At 61.0% G+C, this 23,231-nt stretch carries 23 protein-coding genes; 15 read left to right on the top strand and 8 right to left on the bottom strand.

All coding sequences use genetic code 11. From position 1 onward, the window contains the following. Positions 1-60: 60 nt before the first annotated feature. Positions 61-1,482: an amino acid permease gene (locus CIB54_RS12830; RefSeq protein ID WP_101219958.1), complete on the bottom strand. Its 1,422-nt coding sequence runs from the start codon at positions 1,480-1,482 to the stop codon at positions 61-63. A gap of 648 nt (positions 1,483-2,130) precedes the next feature. Here CIB54_RS12830 and CIB54_RS27455 point away from each other — a divergent pair. Both CIB54_RS27455 and CIB54_RS12820 read left to right on the top strand, forming a co-directional pair. Continuing rightward, complete coding sequence (locus tag CIB54_RS27455; protein WP_003237751.1) at positions 2,131-2,268, top strand: hypothetical protein; 138 nt, start codon at positions 2,131-2,133, stop codon at positions 2,266-2,268. A 73-nt stretch (positions 2,269-2,341) separates the two neighbouring features. After that, positions 2,342-3,301: a CgnE/CgnB domain-containing protein gene (locus CIB54_RS12820; RefSeq protein ID WP_065949373.1), complete on the top strand. Its 960-nt coding sequence runs from the start codon at positions 2,342-2,344 to the stop codon at positions 3,299-3,301. A 194-nt stretch (positions 3,302-3,495) separates the two neighbouring features. Here the strand turns inward: CIB54_RS12820 and rluB are convergent, their stop codons facing one another. The 6 genes from rluB to CIB54_RS12790 form a co-directional block, all read right to left on the bottom strand. Then, entirely contained in the window at positions 3,496-4,707 is a 1,212-nt protein-coding gene (gene rluB / locus CIB54_RS12815; RefSeq protein ID WP_101219956.1) for a 23S rRNA pseudouridine(2605) synthase RluB, read from the bottom strand. Positions 4,708-4,851: 144 nt separating this feature from the next. After that, a complete protein-coding gene (locus tag CIB54_RS12810; RefSeq protein ID WP_065887639.1) occupies positions 4,852-5,043 on the bottom strand; it encodes a DUF1289 domain-containing protein in 192 nt (63 codons plus the stop codon). A 127-nt stretch (positions 5,044-5,170) separates the two neighbouring features. Then, entirely contained in the window at positions 5,171-6,085 is a 915-nt protein-coding gene (gene scpB / locus CIB54_RS12805) for an SMC-Scp complex subunit ScpB (RefSeq protein ID WP_065949371.1), read from the bottom strand. A gap of 12 nt (positions 6,086-6,097) precedes the next feature. Beyond that, complete coding sequence (locus tag CIB54_RS12800) at positions 6,098-6,796, bottom strand: segregation and condensation protein A (protein WP_164365898.1); 699 nt, start codon at positions 6,794-6,796, stop codon at positions 6,098-6,100. 120 nt (positions 6,797-6,916) lie between these two features. Then, a complete protein-coding gene (locus CIB54_RS12795; protein WP_065949370.1) occupies positions 6,917-7,546 on the bottom strand; it encodes an L-threonylcarbamoyladenylate synthase in 630 nt (209 codons plus the stop codon). Positions 7,547-7,559: 13 nt separating this feature from the next. Beyond that, entirely contained in the window at positions 7,560-8,423 is an 864-nt protein-coding gene (locus tag CIB54_RS12790) for a PHP domain-containing protein (protein WP_065949369.1), read from the bottom strand. An 87-nt stretch (positions 8,424-8,510) separates the two neighbouring features. Between CIB54_RS12790 and CIB54_RS12785 the strand changes: the two genes are divergently transcribed. The 7 genes from CIB54_RS12785 (at position 8,511) to CIB54_RS12755 (ending at position 14,131) form a co-directional block, all read left to right on the top strand. Further along, positions 8,511-9,104, top strand: coding sequence for a septation protein A (locus tag CIB54_RS12785; protein ID WP_101219954.1), 594 nt, complete (start codon positions 8,511-8,513; stop codon positions 9,102-9,104). A 1-nt stretch (position 9,105) separates the two neighbouring features. After that, positions 9,106-9,405 (top strand): YciI family protein, encoded by a 300-nt coding sequence (locus CIB54_RS12780; protein WP_065887633.1) that lies wholly within the window; start codon positions 9,106-9,108, stop codon positions 9,403-9,405. A gap of 106 nt (positions 9,406-9,511) precedes the next feature. After that, complete coding sequence (locus CIB54_RS12775) at positions 9,512-9,919, top strand: SH3 domain-containing protein (protein WP_065949367.1); 408 nt, start codon at positions 9,512-9,514, stop codon at positions 9,917-9,919. 7 nt (positions 9,920-9,926) lie between these two features. After that, the gene (locus tag CIB54_RS12770) at positions 9,927-10,604 is read left to right on the top strand and encodes a response regulator transcription factor (RefSeq protein ID WP_065949366.1); all 678 of its coding nucleotides are present in this window, start codon (positions 9,927-9,929) and stop codon (positions 10,602-10,604) included. A 263-nt stretch (positions 10,605-10,867) separates the two neighbouring features. After that, the gene (locus CIB54_RS12765; protein ID WP_101219953.1) at positions 10,868-11,329 is read left to right on the top strand and encodes an LTXXQ domain protein; all 462 of its coding nucleotides are present in this window, start codon (positions 10,868-10,870) and stop codon (positions 11,327-11,329) included. A gap of 68 nt (positions 11,330-11,397) precedes the next feature. Then, entirely contained in the window at positions 11,398-12,744 is a 1,347-nt protein-coding gene (locus CIB54_RS12760; RefSeq protein WP_101219952.1) for a sensor histidine kinase, read from the top strand. 37 nt (positions 12,745-12,781) lie between these two features. Beyond that, the gene (locus tag CIB54_RS12755; protein WP_101219951.1) at positions 12,782-14,131 is read left to right on the top strand and encodes a CoA transferase; all 1,350 of its coding nucleotides are present in this window, start codon (positions 12,782-12,784) and stop codon (positions 14,129-14,131) included. 120 nt (positions 14,132-14,251) lie between these two features. On the opposite strand, the gene arcD (CIB54_RS12750) is transcribed toward CIB54_RS12755, so the two are convergent. Continuing rightward, positions 14,252-15,679: an arginine-ornithine antiporter gene (gene arcD, locus CIB54_RS12750; protein WP_101219950.1), complete on the bottom strand. Its 1,428-nt coding sequence runs from the start codon at positions 15,677-15,679 to the stop codon at positions 14,252-14,254. 401 nt (positions 15,680-16,080) lie between these two features. On the opposite strand from arcD (CIB54_RS12750), the gene arcD (CIB54_RS12745) reads away from it, so the two are divergent. The 6 genes from arcD (CIB54_RS12745) (at position 16,081) to CIB54_RS12720 (ending at position 22,999) form a co-directional block, all read left to right on the top strand. After that, positions 16,081-17,508 (top strand): arginine-ornithine antiporter, encoded by a 1,428-nt coding sequence (gene arcD, locus CIB54_RS12745; protein WP_065949361.1) that lies wholly within the window; start codon positions 16,081-16,083, stop codon positions 17,506-17,508. A 25-nt stretch (positions 17,509-17,533) separates the two neighbouring features. After that, positions 17,534-18,790: an arginine deiminase gene (gene arcA / locus CIB54_RS12740; protein WP_101219949.1), complete on the top strand. Its 1,257-nt coding sequence runs from the start codon at positions 17,534-17,536 to the stop codon at positions 18,788-18,790. A gap of 11 nt (positions 18,791-18,801) precedes the next feature. Continuing rightward, on the top strand, positions 18,802-19,812 hold the full coding sequence (locus CIB54_RS12735; protein WP_065949359.1) for an ornithine carbamoyltransferase: 1,011 nt from the start codon (positions 18,802-18,804) through the stop codon (positions 19,810-19,812). 161 nt (positions 19,813-19,973) lie between these two features. After that, positions 19,974-20,903, top strand: coding sequence for a carbamate kinase (gene arcC, locus CIB54_RS12730; RefSeq protein ID WP_065949358.1), 930 nt, complete (start codon positions 19,974-19,976; stop codon positions 20,901-20,903). Positions 20,904-20,921: 18 nt separating this feature from the next. Next, complete coding sequence (locus CIB54_RS12725) at positions 20,922-21,284, top strand: DUF5064 family protein (protein WP_101219948.1); 363 nt, start codon at positions 20,922-20,924, stop codon at positions 21,282-21,284. 206 nt (positions 21,285-21,490) lie between these two features. Then, complete coding sequence (locus CIB54_RS12720) at positions 21,491-22,999, top strand: sigma-54-dependent transcriptional regulator (RefSeq protein ID WP_065949357.1); 1,509 nt, start codon at positions 21,491-21,493, stop codon at positions 22,997-22,999. The last annotated feature ends 232 nt before the right edge of the window (positions 23,000-23,231 follow it).

The raw sequence follows: 23,231 nt of genomic DNA, 5'->3' as shown, positions 1-23,231 counted from the left end.
CGAACGCGTTCCAATTGTGGGAGTAAGCCCGCTCCCACAACTTGGCACTGGATGCGGCTTTTACTTTGCCGTTAAGGCCGCCGTCGTCAAGCAATGCTGCGCCTTGCGCTTGTTCTTGATCCAGTAGCACACCGCCATGAACGCCACCCACACCGGAATCGCATACACCGACAGCTGAATTCCCGGAATCATCAGCATGATCACCAGGATAAACACCACGAATGCCAGGCAGATGCAGTTCCCATAGGGGTACCACAACGCCTTGAACAGCGGCACCTGGCCGGTACGGTTCATGTGCTGGCGGAACTTGAAGTGGGAGAAGCTGATCATCGCCCAGTTGATCACCAGCGTGGCCACCACCAGCGACATCAGCAATTGCAGCGCATGCTGCGGGATGAAGTAGTTCATCAACACCGCTACCAGCGTGACCACCGCCGACGCCAGGATCGCACGCACCGGTACACCGCGCTTGTCGATCCTGGCCAGCGCCTTCGGTGCATCGCCCTGTTCGGCCATGCCCAACAGCATGCGGCTGTTGCAGTAGGTGCCGCTGTTGTACACCGACAGCGCCGCCGTCAACACCACGAAATTGAGGATATGCGCGGCGGTGTTGCTGCCCAGCATCGAGAACACCTGCACGAACGGGCTGCCGCTGTAGGCATCGCCGGAGGCGTTCAGGGTGGCCAGCAAGCTGTCCCACGGCGTCAACGACAACAGCACCACCAACGCGCCGATGTAGAAAATCAGGATGCGGTAGATCACCTGATTGATCGCCTTGGGGATCACGGTGCGGGGCTGATCGGCTTCGGCAGCGGTAAATCCGAGCATTTCCAGGCCGCCGAAGGAGAACATGATGATCGCCATGGCCATCACCAACCCACCCACGCCATGGGGGAAGAAGCCGCCGTGCTCCCACAGATTGCTCACCGAAGCCTGCGGCCCGCCGCTGCCGCTGACCAGCAGATAGCTGCCCAGGGCGATCATGCCGACGATTGCCACCACCTTGATGATTGCGAACCAGAACTCGGCTTCACCAAAGACTTTGACGTTGGCCAGGTTGATCAGGTTGATCAGCACGAAGAACGCCGCCGCCGAGACCCAGGTCGGAATCTCCGGCCACCAGTAATGCACGTATTTACCAACGGCCGTCAGCTCCGACATGCCCACCAGGATGTACAGAATCCAGCAGTTCCAGCCCGACAGGAAACCGGCGAAACCGCCCCAGTACTTGTGGGCGAAATGGCTGAAGGAGCCGGCAACCGGTTCTTCGACGATCATTTCGCCGAGCTGGCGCATGATCATGAAGGCGATAAAGCCGCAGATGGCATAGCCCAGGATCATCGACGGGCCGGCGGATTTGAGTACCCCGGCCGAACCGAGGAACAGACCGGTACCGATGGCGCCACCCAGGGCGATCAACTGGATATGCCGATTTTTCAGGCCGCGTTTCAGCTCGCCTGAAGAGCAATGGGGTTCACTCATGAAAAGGGTCTCACGCAAGGTTTGAAGAGGTTGAATGCAGGTTGCTGCCTTGAATTACCGACTCAAGCAGCGCCGCTCAAACCCCAGCGCAGGCACCAGGAGTACAGCGTCTTTCTAGCGGTCATGCGTCACCTGTTTGTTTTTATCTGTGACGAAATCGAACCCGTCCGGCTCGTGACCGGGCGGAGTGATCAGGGCGATTGAACCCCTGAGGTCTTGGCCTTTGCGTGGATACGCAAGGGGGTCACAGTAAAACGCGGCGCATTGTACACCGCTCGACGGGTTCGGCACGCCCCACGAGCGCGCACTCGACAATCTGTCAGGTATTCCTTACAGCGATTTTCCGCCCAGGCTTACCCGGTCAACTGCGTAAACCTAGCGTTACACGCCGGAAAACTGGCTTTACGGTCAGGCTAAAATGAGGGTCTACGGAAAATTGTCAGTCAGACCTGACCGAACCATCGGTTCAGCCAATCAGCTGTTTTTTCTCAATAAAAAATAACCTCGAAAAAATCGAAGAAAAAATCCAAATGAAACCGTGTCAATAAATATTTTGCATTTTGAAACACTCTCTCCTAGGTTCTCTGCACTTGCCTGCGAAGCCCGTTGGCAAGCCGTTCTCAAACAACGTCCTCTAGGAGATACACCATGCAAGCACTGGAAAAAGACCTGGAAACCGAACTGCAACTCGACGATTGGTTTGAAGCGCCGACCCATGAGGCCGCCGTTGAAATGATGCAAGCCGATGCCGTTGTGCCATTTGGCACCGCGATGTGGCCGTTCTAACACCCGGCAGGCATCCGGCAGGTGCCGTGCACGGCACCTGCCCCCTTACCCAAGGCATCGAAGGACACCCGTCATGGACAAGGCCCGCGCCGTTGAACACTTTCTCTATTACCTTGCTCACCACCCGGCCCTCCAGGGTCTGAGCCGCCCTACCGTGCTGCTGGGCCATACCGAGCGCTACGACGCCATCGCCCAGGCAATTACCCAAGGCAGCGCCGCCCGTTTCAATTTCCAGGTGCAGCGCCTGGACCTGAGCGCCAGCCAATCCCTGGCCCAGGCCATCGAAGCCTGCGACCTGTACCTGTTTCTCTACGACTCCTCGACCCTGCCCAACCCACGTGCCGAAGGCCCGGATTTTATCCGCGCGCTGCAGGGCGTGATGGCCGAACATTGGAAGAAGTCGCTGTTGTTCAAGGATTATGGCGACTACTTCTACGACACTTTCAGCGTCGAACCGCAGCGCATTGCCGACCTCAACGCCACCTTGATCCGGCGCATGACCGAGGCCACCGTGCTGAGCTTCACCGACAAGCACGGCTCGCGCCTCGAAGCTCCGATGAGCAGCATCAAGAAGTGGACCAATATCAACGGCGTCGGCAACCACGACCTGGCGCCTGGCGAGATCGCCACCCACAGCGAAGCCATCAACGGGCAAGTCAGGTTTGTCGGCACCTTCCTCAGCACCATCCCCTTTGCGCGTAAATACGGCGTGCTGGAGTCCCCCCTGGAACTGTGGATCGAGAACTCCACCATTTGCAGCGTGGCCAGCGACGTACCGGGGCTGGTGGATGACTTCAACAAGTACCTGAATGCCAACCCGTCGAACCGCCGCGTGGAAGAGCTGGGGATTGGCACCAATGAAGGGGTGAAGGATTTGTATGCGCGCAATGCGGGCTTTGAAGAGCGCCATTGCGGGTTGCATCTGGGCTTGGGTGGCGGGCAGAAAGGCAGTCATCATCTGGACCTGATCTTTGCCAGCGGGGTGTTGGCGCTGGATGACAAGCCGGTGTTTGATGGGACGTTTGCGTTCTGAGCAAAGGACTCGAAAACACTGGAGATCCAACTGTGGGAGGAGGCTTGCCCCCGATAGCGGTGAATCAGTGACAGATACTGAGGCTGACACACTGCAATCGGGGGCAAGCCCCCTCCCACAGTTGATTGCATTTCAAATTCAGAGAAAAAAAAAGCCAACCCTGGGGTTGGCTTTTTTATGCAGCAGCTACGGCATCACTGCGGCTTCTTGCGACCAAAACCCGGACGCTGACCGGAGCCTGCCGGGGCGCCACGGCGCTTGCCCGACGGCTCGTCAGCTACCAGTTTCGGGCCAGGGCGCTTGTTCGCCGAAGGCTTGGCCGGACGCTTGGTGCTGGCGTTGTCGGCGGGGCGATCCGCTTCACCACGGTTGCTGCGACCACCCGACGGGGCCGGACGCGGTGCGCGTGGAGCACGCTCGCCTTCCTGGCGCGATGGCGAGGTGGGACGGCGCTCACCTTCGATCTGCGGCTCACGGGAGATACGGCCGCCGGTGGCCGGTGCATTCAACGCCGGGCGCAGGGTGCGGGCAACGCGCTCGGTACGCGGCACGGGACGCGACGATTTACGCTGCATACGCTCAAGCTTGTCTTTGCTCTTGGCGTTCATCTGCGGCATCGCGACCGGCGTCAGGCCGACTTCGGCGCTGAGGATGTCGACTTCGTACTGGCTCATTTCGCGCCAGCGACCCATCGGCAAGTCGGAGTTGAGGAACACCGGGCCGAAACGCACACGCTTCAGGCGGCTGACCACCAGGCCCTGGGACTCCCACAGGCGACGGACTTCACGGTTACGGCCTTCCATCACCACGCAGTGGTACCAGTGGTTGAAGCCTTCACCACCCGGCGCCTGCTTGATGTCGGTGAACTTGGCCGGGCCGTCTTCAAGGACCACACCGGCTTTCAAGCGCTCGATCATCTCGTCATCGACTTCGCCACGCACACGCACGGCGTATTCGCGGTCCATCTCGTAGGAGGGGTGCATCAGGCGGTTGGCCAGCTCACCGTCGGTGGTGAACATCAGCAAGCCGGTGGTATTGATGTCCAGACGACCGATGTTGATCCAGCGGCCTTCTTTCGGCTTGGGCATCTTGTCGAACACGGTCGGACGGCCTTCCGGGTCGTCACGGGTGCAGATCTCGCCGTCGGGCTTGTTGTACATGATCACGCGGCGGACCGATTCAGCGGCCTCTTCGCGCTTGATGACCTTGCCATCGATGGTGATTGCATCGTGCAGGTCGACGCGCTGGCCGAGGGTGGCCTCGACGCCGTTGACCTTGATGCGCTTCTGGGTGATCCAGGCTTCGACGTCGCGGCGCGAGCCCACGCCGATACGCGCCAGCACCTTTTGCAGTTTTTCGCCTGCTGGGCCGACTTCCTGGCTGTCGTTCTGGTCTTTGTCGTTCATCTTAAGCACCTCCCGGTGGGTCGATTCAGGCGTGGCCTGAAGAGTGTTGAAAGCGGGGCTTTGGCCGAATAGGTCGGCAAAGGGTCGCGAATCATACGCGCATGGCGCGTGTTGCGCATCAGAGAGTAGTCGATAACACCCAAGTCATTTGCTTTTCCGCCGACCGGTGGCGCCGAGGGCCAGCAAGCGCAGTTCGGCTTCGGCCAGCACTGTGCGCTTGTCGACTTTGTCGAGCTTCTTCCAGGCGCGGATTTCGCGCTTGCTGCGCCCGCAGCCGACACAGATATCGTCGCTGAACTTGCAGATGCTGATGCAGGGGTCTTTGGTCGAAGTCATATTTGCTCTCGGACAACGGCGATCAAAATATGGGAGGGGGCTTGCCCCCGATTGCGGTGTATCAGTGATGGTTGTGCTGACTGACACACTGCTATCGGGGGCAAGCCCCCTCACATATTGGACGGTGTCAGTCTTCGAGTTGGCGGCGTTCGTTTTCGATCGCCTCGGCCAACGCCCGGGCTTCATCTTCTTCATCGCTCAGCGGTGGCTGTTCGAGAGCGGCGACGGCGGCCAGCAGTTTTTCGCGGGCATCGGCCACGCCCAGCACGTCTTCTTCGACGTCGGGCTCGGGCTCAACGTTCACCTGGGTTTGCGGCTGCGACACGCCATCACGCAGCAAATCATCAAAGTCGGTCTTGATGCCCTGCTCCATGTCATCCAGTTCCAGCAACAAGGTATGGAAACTGGTTTCGTCCTTGGGCTCCTCCGGCTCGGCACTGGCATCGGCCAGTTCCTGCAGGCTCTGCGGCACCGGCGCATCGTCGAAATCCAGCACCGGCTCGGCTTCCATCTCGCGCAGCTCGGCCAACGGCGGCAGGTCGTCGAGGTTTTTCAGGTTGAAGTGGTCGAGGAACACTTTGGTGGTGGCGAACATCGCCGGTTTGCCGGGCACGTCACGGTAGCCGACGATGCGGATCCACTCGCGTTCCAGCAGCGTCTTGACGATATGACTGTTGACCGCCACACCACGCACATCTTCGATCTCGCCCCGGGTGATCGGCTGGCGATAGGCGATCAACGCCATGGTCTCCAGCATCGCCCGCGAATAACGCTGCGGGCGTTCCTCCCACAAGCGTCCCACCCACGGGGAAAATTTCTCGCGGATCTGCAGGCGATAACCCGACGCCACTTCACGCAACTCAAAGGCGCGACCGTCGCAGGACTTGCGCAGGATCTCCAGCGCCTTCTTGAACACAGGCGGTTCGGGGCGTTCGGCCTCTTCAAAGAGTTCGAACAGGCGCTCCAGGGATTGCGGCTTGCCCGAGGCCAGAAGGAAAGCTTCCAGCAAGGGCGCCAGTTCGCGGGGTTCAGTCAGATTCATCGATTCAGCTCGTTATTCGGCTCGCGCCCGCACATGGATAGCCGCAAACGGCTCATTCTGGACCAGTTCGACCAAGGACTCCTTGACCAGCTCCAGGATCGCCATGAAGGTCACCACCACACCCAGGCGCCCTTCTTCTGCGGTGAACAGCTCGACAAACGGCACAAACCCGCCGCCCTTGAGGCGCTCCAGCACATCGCTCATACGCTCGCGGGTGGACAGGGCTTCGCGACTGACCTGGTGGCTTTCGAACATGTCGCCACGGCGCAGCACCTCGGCCATGGACATCAGCAGCTCCTCCAGGCTGACGTCAGGCAGCAGCTTGCGCGCGCGCGCTTCGGGCGCGTCCAGCTTGGGCACCACCACATCGCGGCCGACGCGACTCAAACCGTCGATACCTTCGGCAGCTGCCTTGAAGCGTTCGTATTCCTGCAAACGCCGGATCAGTTCGGCGCGCGGGTCATCTTCTTCGGCCTCGACCGTCTCCGAGCGCGGCAGCAACATGCGCGACTTGATCTCGGCGAGCATCGCGGCCATCACCAGGTACTCGGCGGCCAGTTCCAGGCGCACCGACTGCATCAGTTCGACATAGCCCATGTACTGCCGGGTGATTTCCGCCACGGGAATATCGAGGATGTTGATGTTCTGTTTGCGAATCAGGTACAGCAGCAAGTCCAGCGGGCCTTCGAAGGCCTCAAGGAAGACTTCCAGGGCGTCGGGCGGGATGTACAGGTCCAGCGGCATTTCCATGACCGCCTGGCCATACACCATGGCAAATGGCAGTTCCTGCTGGGCGCCCGCCTGGGGATCAACGGTTTCCGCGACCGACATTCAGGCCTCGACCATAAACGGCGTAGGGTCGCCGCATCCCACACGGATCACTTCAGGTTCGCCGTCGGCCAGGTTGATCACGGTGGACGCCTTGCCGCCGCCGAAGCCGCCGTCGATGATCAGATCGACTTGCTTCTCCAGCAACTGGCGCATTTCGTACGGGTCTTCCAGCGGTTCGGTATCGCCCGGCATGATCAACGACACGCTCATCAGCGGCTCACCCAGTTCGGCCAGCAGCGCCAGGGCAATCGGGTGTTCGGGCACGCGCAGGCCGATGGTGCGCTTCTTCGGGTGCAGCAACAGGCGCGGCACTTCGCGGGTGGCGTTGAGAATGAAGGTATACGGCCCTGGGGTGTGCGCCTTGAGCAAGCGGAAGGTGCCCGTGTCGACCTTGGCGAACAGCCCCAACTGCGACAAGTCGCTGCAGATCAGCGCAAAGTTATGATTTTTGTCCAGGTCACGCAGGCGTCTGACCCGCTCGACCGCGCCTTTGTCGCCGATCTGGCAACCGATGGCGTAGGACGAATCTGTTGGATAAATCACCACGCCGCCGGCGCGAATGATCTCGACGGCCTGCTTGATCAGGCGCGCCTGGGGGTTTTCCGGATGAATCTGGAAGAATTGACTCACGTGTTCTACCTGTTCAGACGGTGGCAATAATGGGGTCATGCTTGAATCGTCCCCACAACAGCGGCAGATCATCCGGTACCTGGCGATACTCGCCGATCTCGGACCAGCCGCCCGGGCCATGAAAATCACTGCCGGCACTGACCAGCAGACCAAATTCGCGGGCCAGGATCGCCAGGCTGCCGACCTGCTCGGCGGGTTGATGCCCGTTGACCACTTCGATCGCGTGGCCGCCCGCTCCAATATAGTCGCCTATCAGCTTGCGGCGCTTGCTGCGGGTGAAATCGTAATGCCAGGGGTGCGCCAGGCTGACCCAGGCCCCGGAGGCCCGCAGGGTGCCGACGGTGTCTTCCAGGGTTGGCCAGTGTTGCTTCACATCACCCAGCTTGCCCGCGCCCAACCATTTACGGAAAGCTTCGGCGCGGTCCTTGACGAAACCTTCACGCACCATCCAGTCGGCAAAGTGCGGACGGGCCGGTGCATTGCCGCTGTCGCCCAGCTCCTGCTGGATGGCGCGGGCGCCGTCCAGGGCGCCAGGCATGCCCTTGAGGCTGAGCTTGCGGCTTATTTCTTCGGACCGCAGCCAGCGGCCATCGTGCAATTGGGCGATGGCCGCCACCAGGGCCGGGGCGTTTTGCTCGAAACCGTAGCCGAGCACATGAATGGTGGCGCCGCCCCAGGTGCAGGACAATTCCACGCCGTTGACCAGTTGCATACCCAATGCGTTAGCCGCCGCGCGGGCCTCATCGAGACCTTCGAGGGTGTCGTGGTCGGTCAGCGACAGGACTCGCACGCCTTTTTCAAACGCACGCGCAACCAGTACCGCAGGCGCCAGGGCGCCGTCGGAGGCCGTGCTGTGGCAGTGCAAATCAACATTCACGGGAGTGTGTAACCTCAAGTCAGCTGGCGCTATCGCAACCAAGGATGTTTGTTATTATGCCGCCACATCCAGCTTCTGGCTCTTACTGTGAAACAATTCATCGACTTCATCCCGCTGTTGCTGTTTTTCATCGTTACCAAACTCGACCCCAGGGTCATCGATATCGCCGGTCACGAACTGTCGTTCGGCGGCATCTACAGCGCCACCGCCGTGCTGATCATCAGCTCCATCGTGGTGTACGGCGCCATCTTCATCTCCCAGCGCAAGCTGGAAAAAAGCCAGTGGCTGACCCTCATCGCCTGCCTGGTGTTCGGCGGCCTGACCCTGGCCTTCCACAGCGAAACCTTCCTCAAGTGGAAAGCCCCGGTGGTCAACTGGCTGTTCGCCCTGGTCTTCATCGGCAGCCACTTCATTGGTGATCGCCTGCTGATCAAGCGGATCATGGGCCACGCGCTGACTTTGCCGGAGCCGATCTGGGTACGCTTGAACGTGGCCTGGATCGTGTTTTTCATCTTCTGCGGTGCCGCCAACCTGTTCGTGGCGTTTACCTTTCAAGACTACTGGGTCGACTTCAAGGTATTCGGCAGCCTGGCCATGACCCTGCTGTTCCTGGTCGGCCAGGGTATCTACCTGTCGCGCCACCTGCATGACACTGCCACCACGCCGAAAACCGAGGACTGACATGCTCTACGCCATCATTGCCACCGATGTTGCCAATTCGCTGGAAAAACGCCTGAGCGTGCGCCCGGCCCATGTCGAACGCCTCAAGCAGCTGCAAACCGAAGGCCGCATCGTACTGGCTGGCCCGCACCCGGCCGTCGACAGCAACGACCCGGGCGACGCGGGTTTCACCGGCAGCCTGATCGTTGCCGAGTTCGCGTCCCTGGCCGATGCCCAGGCGTGGGCCAAGGCTGATCCTTATGTGGCGGCGGGCGTCTACGCTGATGTCGTGATCAAGCCGTTCAAGCAAGTCCTGCCTTGAGCCCGGTGGCGCCGAACCAAAACGCTTGGGCGCCAGCCTGATGGCTCATCATTCCCGCTAACCTGCCGACAACGTTCTGAATATTCGTGTGGAATCAGGAGTTCCGATGCGCTTACGTCAGTTGTGTCTGTTGGCAATGTTAATGATCGGGGCGACGGCCCATGCTGAAGAACTTTCGAATGGTGGCAGCTCCACGCCGCTGTCCTTGAGTGCCGGCAGCCAGATCACCGAATTGCAGCAACGCTTGAAAGAAAGCGAAGGGCTACGCGAAGCGCTGAGCAAGCAACTGCAAGGCGCGCAATCGAACCCGGAAAGCGCGCAACTGAGTCGTTTGCGCCAGGAGAACCAACGCCTGGTCCAGCAACTCAAAGAAACACAGGCCGGTGCCTTGACTCGATGGCTGACCGAGCAGCAGCAATGGTTTGTCATCGGCGCGGGCGTCGCACTGATCGCCTTGCTGTGCGGTATCTTTGCCAGCGGTGGGCACCGTCGTCGTCGACAATGGCTAAATTGAGTGAGTCATGAGCGAGCTGTTACTGATAGATGATGACCAGGAGCTCTGTGAGCTGCTGACCAGTTGGCTGAGCCAGGAAGGTTTCCAGGTGCGCGCCTGCCATGACGGCTCCAGCGCCCGCAAGGCCTTGGCCGAAGCCGCTCCAGCAGCGGTGGTGCTCGACGTGATGCTGCCCGACGGCAGTGGCCTGGAGTTGCTCAAGCAATTGCGCAACGACCACCCGGAGTTGCCGGTGCTGATGCTCTCGGCCCGCGGCGAACCCCTGGACCGCATCCTCGGCCTGGAACTGGGCGCCGACGATTACCTGGCCAAGCCCTGCGACCCGCGCGAACTCACCGCGCGCTTGCGCGCCGTGCTGCGCCGCAGTCATCCGGCTGCCGTGTCGTCCCAACTGGAGTTGGGCGACCTGTGCTTCAGCCCGGTGCGCGGGGTGGTCAGCATCGACGAACAGGAATTTACCCTGACGGTCTCCGAAAGCCGCCTGCTCGAAGCCTTGCTGCGCCAACCCGGCGAACCCCTGGATAAACAGGAACTGGCGCAGATCGCCCTGGGCCGCAAGTTGACCCTCTACGATCGCAGCCTGGACATGCACGTGAGCAACCTGCGCAAGAAGATCGGCCCGCACCCGGACGGCCGGCCACGGATCGTGGCGCTGCGTAGTCGTGGTTACTATTATAGTTTTTAGGGGGCAGCTATAAGCGGCAAGCTACAAGCTGCAAGTAAGAGCTGTTCACTTGTAGCTTGCAGCTTGCAGCTTGCAGCTTGTAGCTTGTAGCTTGTAGCTTGTAGCTTGTAGCTTGCAGCTTGCAGCTTGCAGCTTGCAGCTTGCAGCTTGCAGCTTGCAGTTTGCCCCTTACCAAACCTTTACGCTCCGCTGACGGCGGCTGACCTTGCTCTGGGTAACCTACTCACATCCGGACTCACCGGAACAGAGACAGGAGAATCACCATGCGCAAGACCCTTATCGCTTTGATGTTCGCCACTGCACTGCCTACCGTCGCCATGGCCGCCATGCCGGAAGGCCCCGGCCCGATGGGCGGCCCGGAAGGCCACATGATGGGTGGCCCGGGTCACGGTGAACACGGTCCGCGTGGTAAAGGCGGCCCGTTCAGCCAGCTGGATTTGAGCAAGGAACAACGCGAGCAGATCCGCAAGCTGATGGGTGACCAATGGCACGCTCGCAAAGAGCTGACCCAGAAGTACCTGGACAAACTGCCGGCCGCTGACCAGAAAGCCATGCAGGACGAAATCGCCGCCGGCAAGCAGAAAACCCAGGCCGGTATCCGCGCCATCCTCAAGCCCGATCAGCAGAAGCAGTTCGACGAGATCGTCAAGCAACAAGAGCAGCGTCGTGCCGAATGGAAGGAATTCCAGGCCTGGAAAGCGCAACAGCCGCAAAAAGCGCAATAATGCCCTAGCGTTAATGCTCCCAGCCCAGTGGCCCCCGCCACTGGGCTTTTCCTGTTTGAGGGTTTCCCGTGCGTTCATTGTTCTGGCGCATCCTGGCGAGTTTCTGGTTGGCCATCGCCCTGGTTGCCGGGTTGTCGATCCTGCTTGGGCATATGCTGAACCAGGACGCCTGGATTCTCAGCCGCCATCCCGGCCTCAACAATCTGGCGCAAGAGTGGACGCAACTCTACGAAGCCCAGGGCGAAGAGGCTGCCCAGGAGTTGCTGCAGCAGCGCAAGCGCCAGTACCACATTGACGTGCAAGTGCTCAACGAGGGCGGCGAGCCGGTGGTACGCGGCACCTTCCCGCGCCGTGCCGCCGCCTTCGAAGCCCGGCAGAATGACAGCCAGGACGGCCATCTGCCCTGGCGGCGCCTGACCGCCGAATACACCAGCGAAAAAACCGGCGACACCTACCTGCTGATCTATCGCATTCCCCATCCGGAGCTGGATGCCTGGCACCGCAGCAGCCTGTTATGGCCGTTCAGCGCCCTGGCCATTGCCCTGGTGGTGCTGACGCTGTTCAGCCTGTTGGTGACCCTGTCCATCACCCGCCCGCTCAGCCGACTGCGCGGCGCGGTGCACGACCTGGGCCAAGCCACGTACCAGCAGAACAGCCTGGCGCAATTGGCCAATCGCCGCGATGAATTTGGCGTACTGGCCACCGACTTCAACCGCATGGGCGCCCGCCTGCAAAGCCTGATCGGCAGCCAGCGCCAACTGTTGCGCGACGTCTCCCACGAACTGCGCTCGCCCCTGGCCCGCTTGCGTATCGCCCTGGCCCTGGCCGAGCGCGCCAGCCCCGAAGAACGGGAAAAACTCTGGCCGCGCCTGACCCGCGAATGCGACCGCCTGGAAGCCCTGATCAGTGAGATTCTGGTACTGGCCCGGGTGGATGCCGACAACGCCAGCGCCGAAGAGATCGACCTCAACCCGCTGCTCAAGACGCTGCAAAAGGACGCCCAGCTCGGCGCGCCGGAGCAAGAGGTGCAACTGACGGCTGAACCCGACCTGCGCCTCAAGGGCTGGCCGACCATGATCGAACGCGCCGTGGATAACCTGCTGCGCAATGCGCAGCGCTTCAACCCGGCCGGCCAACCCATCGAGTTGCACGCGCAGCGGCACGGCGACCGGATCCTGATCAGCGTGCGCGATCACGGCCCCGGTGTCGACACCGAGCACCTGAGCCAATTGGGCGAGCCGTTCTACCGCGCCCCCGGCCAGACCGCGCAAGGCCACGGCCTGGGCCTGGCGATTGCACGTCGCGCCGCCGAACGCCATGGCGGCCACCTGATCCTGGCCAATCACCCACGCGGCGGCTTTGTCGCCAGTATCGAACTGCCATTGGCACCTGGGGTTGTCACACCGGCCGGATGATCTTCTATAGTGGCCCTTCTCTTAAGGAGGGCCTTCGATGACTGACCTGCTGACATCCATCCAAGCCGCACTCGATCTACCGCACACCCCGCTGACCCTGAGCGAGCCCGGCGCCCTGCCCTCGGCCTTCGCCGTGACTGATCTGGCCGCCGCCAGCATCGGCGCCGCCGGCCAGGCCGTTGCCGAGCTTATCCGCCAACAGACCGCACGTTTGCCGAGCATCAGCGTAGACCGTCGCCTCGCCTCGTTCTGGTTTTCCTCATCGATTCGCCCGCTGGGTTGGCAAGTGCCGCCGCTGTGGGACCCGGTAGCCGGTGACTACGCCAGCGCCGACGGCTGGATTCGCTTGCACACCAACGCCCCCCATCACCGCGCCGCCGCTGAACGGGTATTGGGCGAGGTAACTGAACACGCGCAAATGGCGCGTAACGTCGCCAAGTGGAACGCCGCCGAACTGGAACAGGCGGTGGTCGACGCGGGCGGTTGCGCGGCGCAAATGCGTACGTGGCAAGCCTGGCAGGGCCACGCCCAAGGCATGGCGGTGAATGCCGAGCCCCTGATACAGCGGCAGGCCTTCGCCACCGTCGGCAACAAACCCTGGCTCGGCACCATGGCCCGACCGCTGGCCGGTATCAAGGTGCTGGATTTGACCCGCGTCCTGGCCGGCCCGGTCGCCAGTCGTTTTCTCGCGGGTCTGGGCGCGGACGTGTTGCGCATCGACTCGCCCACCTGGGACGAGCCCGGCGTGGTGCCGGAAATGACCCTGGGCAAGCGCTGCGCGCGGCTTGACCTGAAAAGCGCCGAAGGCCGGCAGGTCTTCGAAGCGTTACTCGGGGACGCCGACATTCTGTTCCACGGTTACCGCGCCGATGCGTTAGAGCAACTGGGCTACGCGGGCGACGACCTGCAACGCATCGCGCCGGGCCTGATCGACGTCAGCCTCAACGCCTATGGCTGGAGCGGCCCATGGCGCAATCGGCGCGGGTTTGACAGCCTGGTGCAGATGAGCAGCGGGATTGCCGAAGCCGGCATGACTTGGAAGCAGGCGGACAAACCGTTGCCCCTGCCGGTGCAGGCGCTGGACCACGCGACCGGGTATTTGATGGCAGCGAGCGCGATCCGGGCGTTGGGCGAACGCTTGAAGTCCGGGCGTGGTGGTTCGGCGCGGTTGTCGCTGGCGCGCACGGCGAAGTTACTGGTGGATGCGGGGCAGGTGCCGGAGCAACCGGCGTTGCGGGCCGAAGAAGCGGGTGATCAAGGTCTGGTGGTGGAACAGACCGCCTGGGGCCAGGCGCATCGATTGCTGGCGCCGCTGACGATCAGCGGTACGCCGTTGCAATGGGAGGTGCCGGCTGGGGAATTGGGGTCGCATCGGCCTCAGTGGTGACCTCAAAACCGCTATCGGGGGCAAGCCCCCCTCCCACTTTTGACTGGGTTCACAAATCAAATGTGGGAGGGGGCTTGCCCCCGATGAGGCCAGTACAGCCACTATCAATCCCCCGACCGCTCACAAGGACAACACCCCACTGTACAGCCCATAGGCCGCCACTGCGGCGCCCGCCATTACACACCCGAAAATGCCTTTCTCCACCGGGGTAAACAAGGCCTGGCCCTGCTCGCGCTTGGCCTGGGCGAACAGAATCACACCCGGGGCATACAACAGCGCCGACAGCAGCAGGTATTTCAGGCCGCCGGCATACAAAAGCCATACAGCGTAAGCCAGGGCAATCAGGCCCACCAGCAAGTCCTTCATGCGTCGATGCCGGGCGCCCTCATAGGTTTCCCCACGCCCGCTCAACAGCACCGCATAGGCCGCCGACCACAGGTACGGCACCAGAATCATCGACGATGCCAGGTAGATCAGGGTGGTGTAGGTACTGGCTGAAAACAGCGTAATCACCAGGAATGCCTGGATCATCACATTGGTCAGCCACAGCGCGTTGACCGGCACCTGGTTGGCGTTTTCCTTCTTCAGGAACGCCGGCATGGTCTTGTCCTGGGCGGTGGCGTAAAGGATTTCCGCACACAGCAACGCCCATGACAACAGCGCCCCGAGCAGCGAAACCGCCAGGCCGATGCTGATCAATATCGCTCCCCAGGGCCCGACGATATGTTCCAGAACCCCGGCCATAGAGGGGTTTTGCAATTGCGCCAGTTCCGGCTGGCTCATGATCCCCAGGGACAGCACATTCACCAGCATCAACAGCGCCAGCACGCCGAGAAACCCAATCACGGTGGCCCGGCCCACGTCCGCGCGTTTCTCGGCCCGTGCCGAGTAGACGCTGGCGCCTTCAATACCGATGAACACAAACACCGTGACCAGCATCATGTGGCGCACCTGCTCCGTCACACTGCCCATCTGTGGGTTGCCCAGGCCCCAGATATCACGGCTGAAGATGTCGGCCTTGAACGCCACCGCGGCAATCACGATAAACATCAGCAGCGGCACAATTTTCGCCACCGTGGTGATCTGGTTGATGAACGCCGCCTCCTTGATCCCGCGCATCACCAGGAAGTGCACGGCCCACAGCAACACGGATGCACAGCCGATGGCCAGCGGCGTATTACCCTGGCCGAACACCGGAAAAAAGTAGCCGAGGGTGCTGAACAGCAAGACGAAGTAACCGACGTTGCCCATCCACGCACTGATCCAGTAACCCCAGGCGGACGAGAACCCCATGTAGTCGCCAAACCCCGCCTTGGCGTAGGCATACACGCCGGAATCGAGTTCCGGCTTGCGGTTGGCCAGGGTCTGGAACACGAAGGCCAGGGTCAGCATACCGACCGCCGTGATCGCCCAGCCGATCAGCACCGCGCCCACGCCCGCGCGCGCGGCCATGTTCTGTGGCAAGGAAAAGATCCCACCGCCGATCATCGAACCCACCACCAGGGCGATCAGCGCACTGAGCCGAAGTTTCTGTGCGGGGTGGGGCATGAAGATTCCTCGAAGTCAATTTTTCAGCTGACATCCACGCGCTCATCTAATTCACTTTAATCGTGTAGATCTTCATAACATAAGGGCATGTAAAGACAGGATATTTAGGCTTATTTAGAATTTAAATAAGTGCATGATAAATCGAGCGTCAAACTTTAATAAAAAAGTTTGCACATTGGCCAATGCAAACTAGCGTCATACATCCACGTCCCACCAAATAATTAATCAGGCTGCAAGAACCGCTGTGCAACGCGCTTCTTCGGGATTTTCATCATCCCACGTACTTCCATCCTAAGTCATTAATTCACAATGGAATGTGCCAATGAAGTGATCTGAGTCAGTTGTTTGATTAGCGCACGGAATTATTCTGTGATCTCTCTCTCCTGCATTGGAGTCACGCAATGTCTGATTCACCCGCAAAACTTAGGCTTGGTGCGCTGGTTGCCCTCGTCGTCGGCTCGATGATTGGCGGTGGGATCTTCTCATTGCCGCAAAATATGGCCGCCAGTGCCGACGTAGGCGCGGTGTTGATTGGCTGGGTAATTACCGCCATCGGCATGTTGACCCTCGCATTCGTGTTCCAGACCCTCGCCAACCGCAAGCCAAACCTGGACGGCGGTGTCTACGCCTACGCCAAGGCCGGGTTCGGCGACTACATGGGGTTCTCGTCCGCCTGGGGTTACTGGATCAGTGCCTGGCTGGGCAACGTCGGGTATTTCGTACTGCTGTTCAGCACCCTCGGTTACTTTTTCCCGATCTTTGGCGAAGGCAACACCCCGGCGGCCGTGATTGGCGCGTCGGTGTTGCTGTGGGCCGTGCATTTCCTGGTGCTGCGCGGGATCAAGGAAGCGGCGTTCATCAACCTGGTGACCACCGTCGCCAAAGTGGTGCCGTTGGTGCTGTTCGTGTTGATCGCACTGTTCGCGTTCAAACTGGACATCTTCACCGCTGACATCTGGGGCATGAAAAATCCGGACCTGGGCAGCGTGATGAACCAGGTGCGCAACATGATGCTGGTCACCGTGTGGGTGTTCATCGGTATCGAGGGCGCGAGCATCTTCTCGTCCCGTGCGGAGAAACGCAGCGACGTCGGCAAGGCCACCGTGATCGGTTTTATCACCGTGCTGCTGTTCCTGATGCTGGTGAACGTGCTGTCCCTGGGCATCATGACCCAGCCGGAACTGGCCAAGCTGCAGAACCCATCGATGGCCGCCGTGCTGGAGCATGTGGTGGGCCACTGGGGCGCGGTGCTGATCAGCGTCGGCTTGATCATTTCGCTGCTGGGCGCGTTGCTGTCGTGGGTGCTGCTGTGCGCGGAGATCATGTTCGCCGCCGCCAAGGACCACACCATGCCGGCGTTTCTGCGCCGCGAAAACGCCAACCACGTGCCGGTCAACGCCCTGTGGCTGACCAACGCGATGGTCCAGCTGTTCCTGGTCATCACGCTGTTTTCCGCCAGCACTTACCTGTCGCTGATCTACCTCGCCACCTCGATGATCCTGGTGCCTTACCTGTGGTCGGCAGCTTATGCGCTGTTGCTGGCGGTGCGCGGCGAGACTTATGAAAACGCTCTTAAGGAACGCAAGAAAGACCTGTTCATCGGCGCCATCGCCCTGATCTATGCGATCTGGCTGCTCTACGCCGGCGGCACCAAATACCTGCTGCTTTCCGCCCTGCTCTACGCCCCCGGCGCGATCCTGTTCGCCAAGGCCAAGCATGAACTGGGCAAACCGATATTCACCCACGTCGAGAAGCTGATTTTCGCCGCAGTGGTCATTGGCGCCCTGGTGGCGGCTTATGGGCTCTACGACGGCTTCCTGACTCTGTAACTGTAGGTTCACTGGAGGATCTGTAATGACCACGGAAAAAGTTAAGTACGGCGTACATTCCGAAGCCGGCAAACTGCGCAAAGTCATGGTGTGCTCCCCAGGCTTGGCCCACCAGCGGCTGACCCCCAACAACTGCGACGAGCTGCTGTTCGATGACGTGCTCTGGGTGGCCCAGGCCAAGCGCGACCATTTCGATTTCGTCACCAAGATGCGCGAGCGGGACATTGATGTGCTGGAAATGCACAACCTGCTGACCGACATCGTCGCCATCCCTGAGGCTCTGGACTGGATCCTTGAACGCAAGATCACCGCCAATACGGTTGGCCTGGGCCTGGTCGAAGAAGTCGGTTCCTGGCTGCGCAGCCTGGAGCCACGCAAGATCACCGAGTTCCTGATCGGTGGCGTGTCGGCCGATGACTTGCCGAGCAGCTTCGGCGGCAGGACCATCGAGATGTTCCGCGACTTCCTCGGCCACGCCAGTTTCATTCTGCCGCCGCTGCCCAATACCCAGTTCACCCGCGACACCACCTGCTGGATCTACGGCGGCGTGACGCTCAACCCGATGTACTGGCCGGCGCGACGCCAGGAAACCCTGCTGACCAGCGCCATCTATAAATTCCACCCCGAATTCACCCAGGCTGACTTCCAGATCTGGTACGGCGACCCCGACCAGGACCACGGCGCCGCCACGCTGGAAGGCGGTGACGTGATGCCGATCGGCAACGGCGTGGTGTTGATCGGCATGGGCGAACGTTCCTCCCATCAGGCCATCGGCCAACTGGCGCGCAATCTGTTCAAGAACAAGGCAGTGGAACGCGTGATCGTCGCCGGCCTGCCCAAATCCCGCGCGGCCATGCACCTGGACACCGTGTTCAGCTTCTGTGACCGCGACCTGGTCACCGTCTTCCCCGAAGTGGTCAACCAGATCGTGCCCTTCACCCTGCGCCCTGACGAGAGCAAGCCCCACGGTATCGATATCCAACGGGAGACCACCAACTTCCTCGATACCGTCGCCGCCGCCCTCAACCTCAAGGCGCTGCGTGTCGTCGAGACCGGCGGCAACAGCTTCGCCGCTGAACGCGAGCAGTGGGATGACGGCAACAACGTGGTGGCCGTGGAACCGGGCGTGGTGATCGGCTACGACCGCAACACCTACACCAACACCCTGCTGCGCAAGGCCGGGGTGGAAGTCATCACCATCAGCGCCGGTGAACTGGGCCGAGGCCGTGGCGGCGGCCACTGCATGACCTGCCCGATCATCCGCGACCCAATCGACTATTAAGGAGATCCATCATGGCTTTCAATATGCGCAACCGCAGCCTGCTGTCGCTGATGCACCACACCACCCGCGAGCTGAACTACCTGCTGGACCTGTCCCGCGACCTCAAGCGCGCCAAATACACTGGCACCGAGCGTCCGCACCTGCAGGGCAAAAACATCGCGTTGATCTTTGAAAAAACCTCGACCCGCACCCGCTGCGCGTTCGAAGTGGCGGCCCACGACCAGGGCGCCCACGTCACCTATATCGACCCGGTGTCGTCGCAGATCGGCCACAAGGAAAGCATGAAAGACACTGCCCGCGTACTCGGGCGCATGTTCGATGCCATCGAGTACCGTGGCTTTGCGCAGGAAATCGTCGAAGAACTGGCCAAGTTCGCCGGCGTGCCAGTGTTCAACGGCCTCACCGCCGAATTCCACCCGACGCAAATGATCGCCGACACCCTGACCATGCGCGAACACAGCGACAAGCCGCTGCATGACATCAGCTACGCCTACCTTGGGGACGCGCGCTACAACATGGGCAACTCGCTGCTGATGATCGGCGCCAAACTCGGCATGGACGTGCGCATCGGCGCGCCAAAAGCGCTGTGGCCACACGACGATTTCATCAAGCAGTGCCAGGCCTTCGCTGAAGAAAGCGGCGCACGCATCACCATCACCGAAGACCCGGTCGAGGCGGTCAAGGGCGTGGACTTCATCCACACCGATATCTGGGTGTCCATGGGTGAGCCGGTGGAAGCCTGGGACGAGCGTATCGAGCAACTGCTGCCTTACCAGGTCAACGCCAAGATGATGAAGGCCTCGGGCAACCCACGGGTGAAGTTCATGCACTGCCTGCCGGCGTTTCACAACAGTGAAACCAAGGTCGGCAAGGACATCGCCGCACGCTATCCGCACTTGGCCAATGGCGTGGAAGTGACCGAGGAAGTCTTCGAATCGCCGGCCAACATTGCCTTTGAGCAGGCGGAAAACCGCATGCATACCATCAAGGCGATCCTGGTGTCGGCGTTGGCGGATATCTAACTCTCACTGTCGGAACAGAGCTCAAAAATGTGGGAGGGGGCTTGCCCCCGATGGCGGTGGATCAGCCAACAAATCTGTAGCTGACACACCGCATCGGGGGCAAGCCCCCTCCCACATTTAGACCAGTGTTCACAACGATGGATTTCAGAAGGACATTCTTTATGCGCATCGTCGTAGCCCTGGGCGGCAACGCCCTCTTGCGCCGTGGTGAACCCATGACCGCGGACAACCAACGCGCCAATATCCGCATCGCCACCGAACAGATCGCCAAGATCCATGCCGGCAACGAGCTGGTGATCGCCCACGGCAACGGCCCGCAGGTCGGCCTGCTGTCGCTGCAGGCGGCGGCCTACACCAGCGTTTCGCCTTATCCGCTGGACGTGCTGGGCGCCGAAACCGAAGGCATGATCGGCTACATCATCGAACAGGAGCTGGGCAACCTGCTGGACTTCGAAGTGCCTTTCGCCACCCTGCTCACCCAGGTTGAGGTGGACGCCAACGACCCGGCCTTCCAGAACCCCACCAAACCCATCGGCCCGGTGTACGCCAAGGCCGAAGCGGAAAAGCTCGCCGCTGAAAAAGGCTGGGTCATTGCCCCGGATGGCGACAAATACCGCCGTGTCGTGGCCAGCCCACGCCCGAAACGCATCTTCGAAATCCGCCCGATCAAATGGCTGTTGGAGAAAAAGGCCATTGTGATCTGCGCCGGCGGCGGCGGTATCCCGACGATGTATGGCGAAGATGGCAAGCTCAAAGGCATTGAAGCGGTGATCGACAAAGACCTGTGTTCATCCTTGTTGGCCGCGCAGTTGGACGCCGACCTGCTGGTAATCGCCACCGACGTCAACGCTGCATTCGTCGACTTCGGCAAGCCCACCCAGAAGGCCATCGGCCAGGCCCATCCGGACGCCATGGAACAACTGGGCTTCGCCGCCGGTTCCATGGGGCCCAAGGTCCAAGCGGCCTGCGAGTTCGCCCGCCAGACTGGCAAAACCGCGGTGATCGGTTCACTCTCGGACATCGAAGCCATCGTCCAGGGTCACGCCGGCACGCGCATCAGCACGGCGACACCTGGCATCACGTATCTGTGAAGTAGAGGAGATTTGCCTATGGCTACCTTTGAACCGGGACACTTGCACGTCGAACGTCACGCACTCAACGAGCATGACTACAGCTACAACCTGTGCATCGACTATGAAGTCAGCCAGGACCCCAAGGAAGGCAAGGGCATGTTGTTCAAGCTGCACGGTTCGGTGCAGGGCAAGGACCTCAAGGAAGAATTCTTCCTGCCCAAGGACCAGGCATTCGACTTTGCCCGGCATGCGATGAACATCGCGCAGAAATACGGCATGCCGAAAATGGCCGTGCTGAACGGGACGATGCACAAGCAGTACGACTTGATGTTCGAAGATGTGCGCCATCAACTGGATGTGAAATCCGGCGATCCGGTCAAACCCGAACACCTGGAGTAACCCAACTGCACTGACACAACACTGTGCAAAATGTGGGAGGGGCTTGCCCCCGATGGCGGTGGATCAGCCAACGAATCTGTAGCTGACACACCGCATCGGGGGCAAGCCCCCTCCCACATTTGATCTCCATCAGGTGTCAGATTTCACCTGCGCCCCGCTCCAAGGCATACTTGCCGCCTCTGCTCTCCAGAATTGCCAATCGCCCCATGCGTATCCACGTCAGCTTCATCGACCGCGTCGGCATCACCCAGGAAGTCCTGGCCCTGCTGGGTGGGCGCAATCTCAACCTGGATGCGGTGGAGATGGTGCCGCCCAACGTCTACATCGACGCACCGACCTTGAGCGCCGAGGTGCTCGAGGAACTGCGCGATGCGTTGTTCAGCGTGCACGGTGTACAGGCGGTGACGGTGGTCGACATCCTCCCCGGCCAGCGCCGCCACCTGCAACTCGACGCGCTGCTGGCGGCCATGACCGACCCGGTGCTGGCCCTGGACAGCGCGGGCACGATCCTGTTGGCCAACCCGGCGTTGATTGCCTTGTACGGCCGCGAACCGGCCGGGGAAAGCATCGCCCAGCTGTTCAACGACCCTGGGCTGCTGGACACCTTGCTGGAACAAGGCTTTCGCCTGCCGCTGCGCGAGATCAGCGTCAACGGCCAGACCCTGTTGCTGGACGCCACGCCGATCACCGATGCCGGCGCCCTGCTCACTCTCTACCCGCCCAACCGCATCGGCGAGCAACTGTCGGCGCTGCACCACGACCATGCCGAAGGTTTCGACGCGCTGTTGGGCGAGTCCCCGGTCATCCGCACCTTGAAGGCGCGCGCGCAACGAGTGGCCGCGCTGGACGCCCCGCTGTTGATCCAGGGCGAAACCGGCACCGGCAAAGAGCTGGTCGCACGCGCTTGTCATGCGAACAGCGCCCGTCACAGTGCACCGTTCCTGGCGCTGAACTGTGCCGCACTGCCGGAGAATCTGGCCGAGAGTGAATTGTTCGGATACGCCCCCGGTGCCTTTACCGGCGCCCAGCGCGGCGGCAAGCCGGGGTTGATGGAACTGGCCAACCAGGGCACGGTGTTCCTCGATGAGATCGGCGAAATGTCGCCGTACCTGCAGGCCAAGTTGCTGCGTTTTCTCAACGACGGCAGCTTTCGCCGGGTGGGCGGCGACCGCGAAGTGAAGGTCAATGTGCGCATCCTCAGCGCCACCCACCGCGACCTGGAAAAGATGGTCAGCGAAGGCACCTTTCGCGAAGACCTGTTCTACCGCCTCAACGTACTCAACGTTGAAGTACCGCCGTTGCGTGCGCGCGGCCAGGACATCCTGTTGCTGGCGCGCTACTTCATGCAGCAGGCCTGCGCGCAGATCCAGCGCCCCGTCTGCCGCCTGGCGCCCGGTACTTACCCGGCGCTGCTGAGCAACCGTTGGCCGGGCAACGTGCGTCAGTTGCAAAACGTGATCTTCCGCGCCGCCGCCATCTGTGAGAGCAGCCTGGTGGACATCGGCGACCTGGACATCGCCGGCACGTCCGTCGCCCGCCAGAGCGATGGCGAAATCGACAGCCTGGAACAAGCGGTGGAAGACTTCGAACGCGACCTGCTGGAAAAGCTCTACACCAGCTACCCTTCGACCCGCCAACTGGCCAGCCGGCTGCAAACCTCCCATACCGCGATCGCCCATCGCCTGCGCAAGTACGGCATTCCCAACAAGCTCTAGCTCAATGTGAAATACAAAACCAATGTGGGAGGGGGCTTGCCCCCTCCCACATTTGAAATGCATTTCCAAGTTTTGGTCTGAGAACGACATCCCGTGTACTGAAAGCGCTACAGCGTAACGATATCGCTACAACCCTGCTTTTTGCGCGCCATGCAAGGCTTTGATCCACAAAGCCTTTTTTTCCAACACTCAACTGTAGCGAAATCGCTACAGCTGAAAAACCTGGCCCTCT

Origin of the sequence: Pseudomonas fluorescens (assembly GCF_002837185.1) — a bacterium.
Lineage (GTDB): Bacteria > Pseudomonadota > Gammaproteobacteria > Pseudomonadales > Pseudomonadaceae > Aquipseudomonas > Aquipseudomonas fluorescens_AM.
The sequence above is the reverse complement of the archived record's forward strand: the minus strand, read 5'-3'. Positions and strand labels throughout refer to the sequence as shown.

Coding starts and splice junctions, on each gene's coding strand:
- arcD (WP_101219950.1), bottom strand. CDS start 15,679: ATGCCCCACCCCGCACAGAAACTTCGGCTCAGTGCGCTGATCGCCCTG.
- CIB54_RS12725 (WP_101219948.1), top strand. CDS start 20,922: ATGGCTACCTTTGAACCGGGACACTTGCACGTCGAACGTCACGCACTC.
- CIB54_RS27455 (WP_003237751.1), top strand. CDS start 2,131: ATGCAAGCACTGGAAAAAGACCTGGAAACCGAACTGCAACTCGACGAT.
- arcC (WP_065949358.1), top strand. CDS start 19,974: ATGCGCATCGTCGTAGCCCTGGGCGGCAACGCCCTCTTGCGCCGTGGT.
- arcA (WP_101219949.1), top strand. CDS start 17,534: ATGACCACGGAAAAAGTTAAGTACGGCGTACATTCCGAAGCCGGCAAA.
- arcD (WP_065949361.1), top strand. CDS start 16,081: ATGTCTGATTCACCCGCAAAACTTAGGCTTGGTGCGCTGGTTGCCCTC.
- CIB54_RS12810 (WP_065887639.1), bottom strand. CDS start 5,043: ATGACTTCGACCAAAGACCCCTGCATCAGCATCTGCAAGTTCAGCGAC.
- scpB (WP_065949371.1), bottom strand. CDS start 6,085: ATGAATCTGACTGAACCCCGCGAACTGGCGCCCTTGCTGGAAGCTTTC.
- CIB54_RS12770 (WP_065949366.1), top strand. CDS start 9,927: ATGAGCGAGCTGTTACTGATAGATGATGACCAGGAGCTCTGTGAGCTG.
- CIB54_RS12735 (WP_065949359.1), top strand. CDS start 18,802: ATGGCTTTCAATATGCGCAACCGCAGCCTGCTGTCGCTGATGCACCAC.
- CIB54_RS12780 (WP_065887633.1), top strand. CDS start 9,106: ATGCTCTACGCCATCATTGCCACCGATGTTGCCAATTCGCTGGAAAAA.
- CIB54_RS12765 (WP_101219953.1), top strand. CDS start 10,868: ATGCGCAAGACCCTTATCGCTTTGATGTTCGCCACTGCACTGCCTACC.
- CIB54_RS12820 (WP_065949373.1), top strand. CDS start 2,342: ATGGACAAGGCCCGCGCCGTTGAACACTTTCTCTATTACCTTGCTCAC.
- CIB54_RS12755 (WP_101219951.1), top strand. CDS start 12,782: ATGACTGACCTGCTGACATCCATCCAAGCCGCACTCGATCTACCGCAC.
- CIB54_RS12830 (WP_101219958.1), bottom strand. CDS start 1,482: ATGAGTGAACCCCATTGCTCTTCAGGCGAGCTGAAACGCGGCCTGAAA.
- CIB54_RS12720 (WP_065949357.1), top strand. CDS start 21,491: ATGCGTATCCACGTCAGCTTCATCGACCGCGTCGGCATCACCCAGGAA.
- CIB54_RS12775 (WP_065949367.1), top strand. CDS start 9,512: ATGCGCTTACGTCAGTTGTGTCTGTTGGCAATGTTAATGATCGGGGCG.
- rluB (WP_101219956.1), bottom strand. CDS start 4,707: ATGAACGACAAAGACCAGAACGACAGCCAGGAAGTCGGCCCAGCAGGC.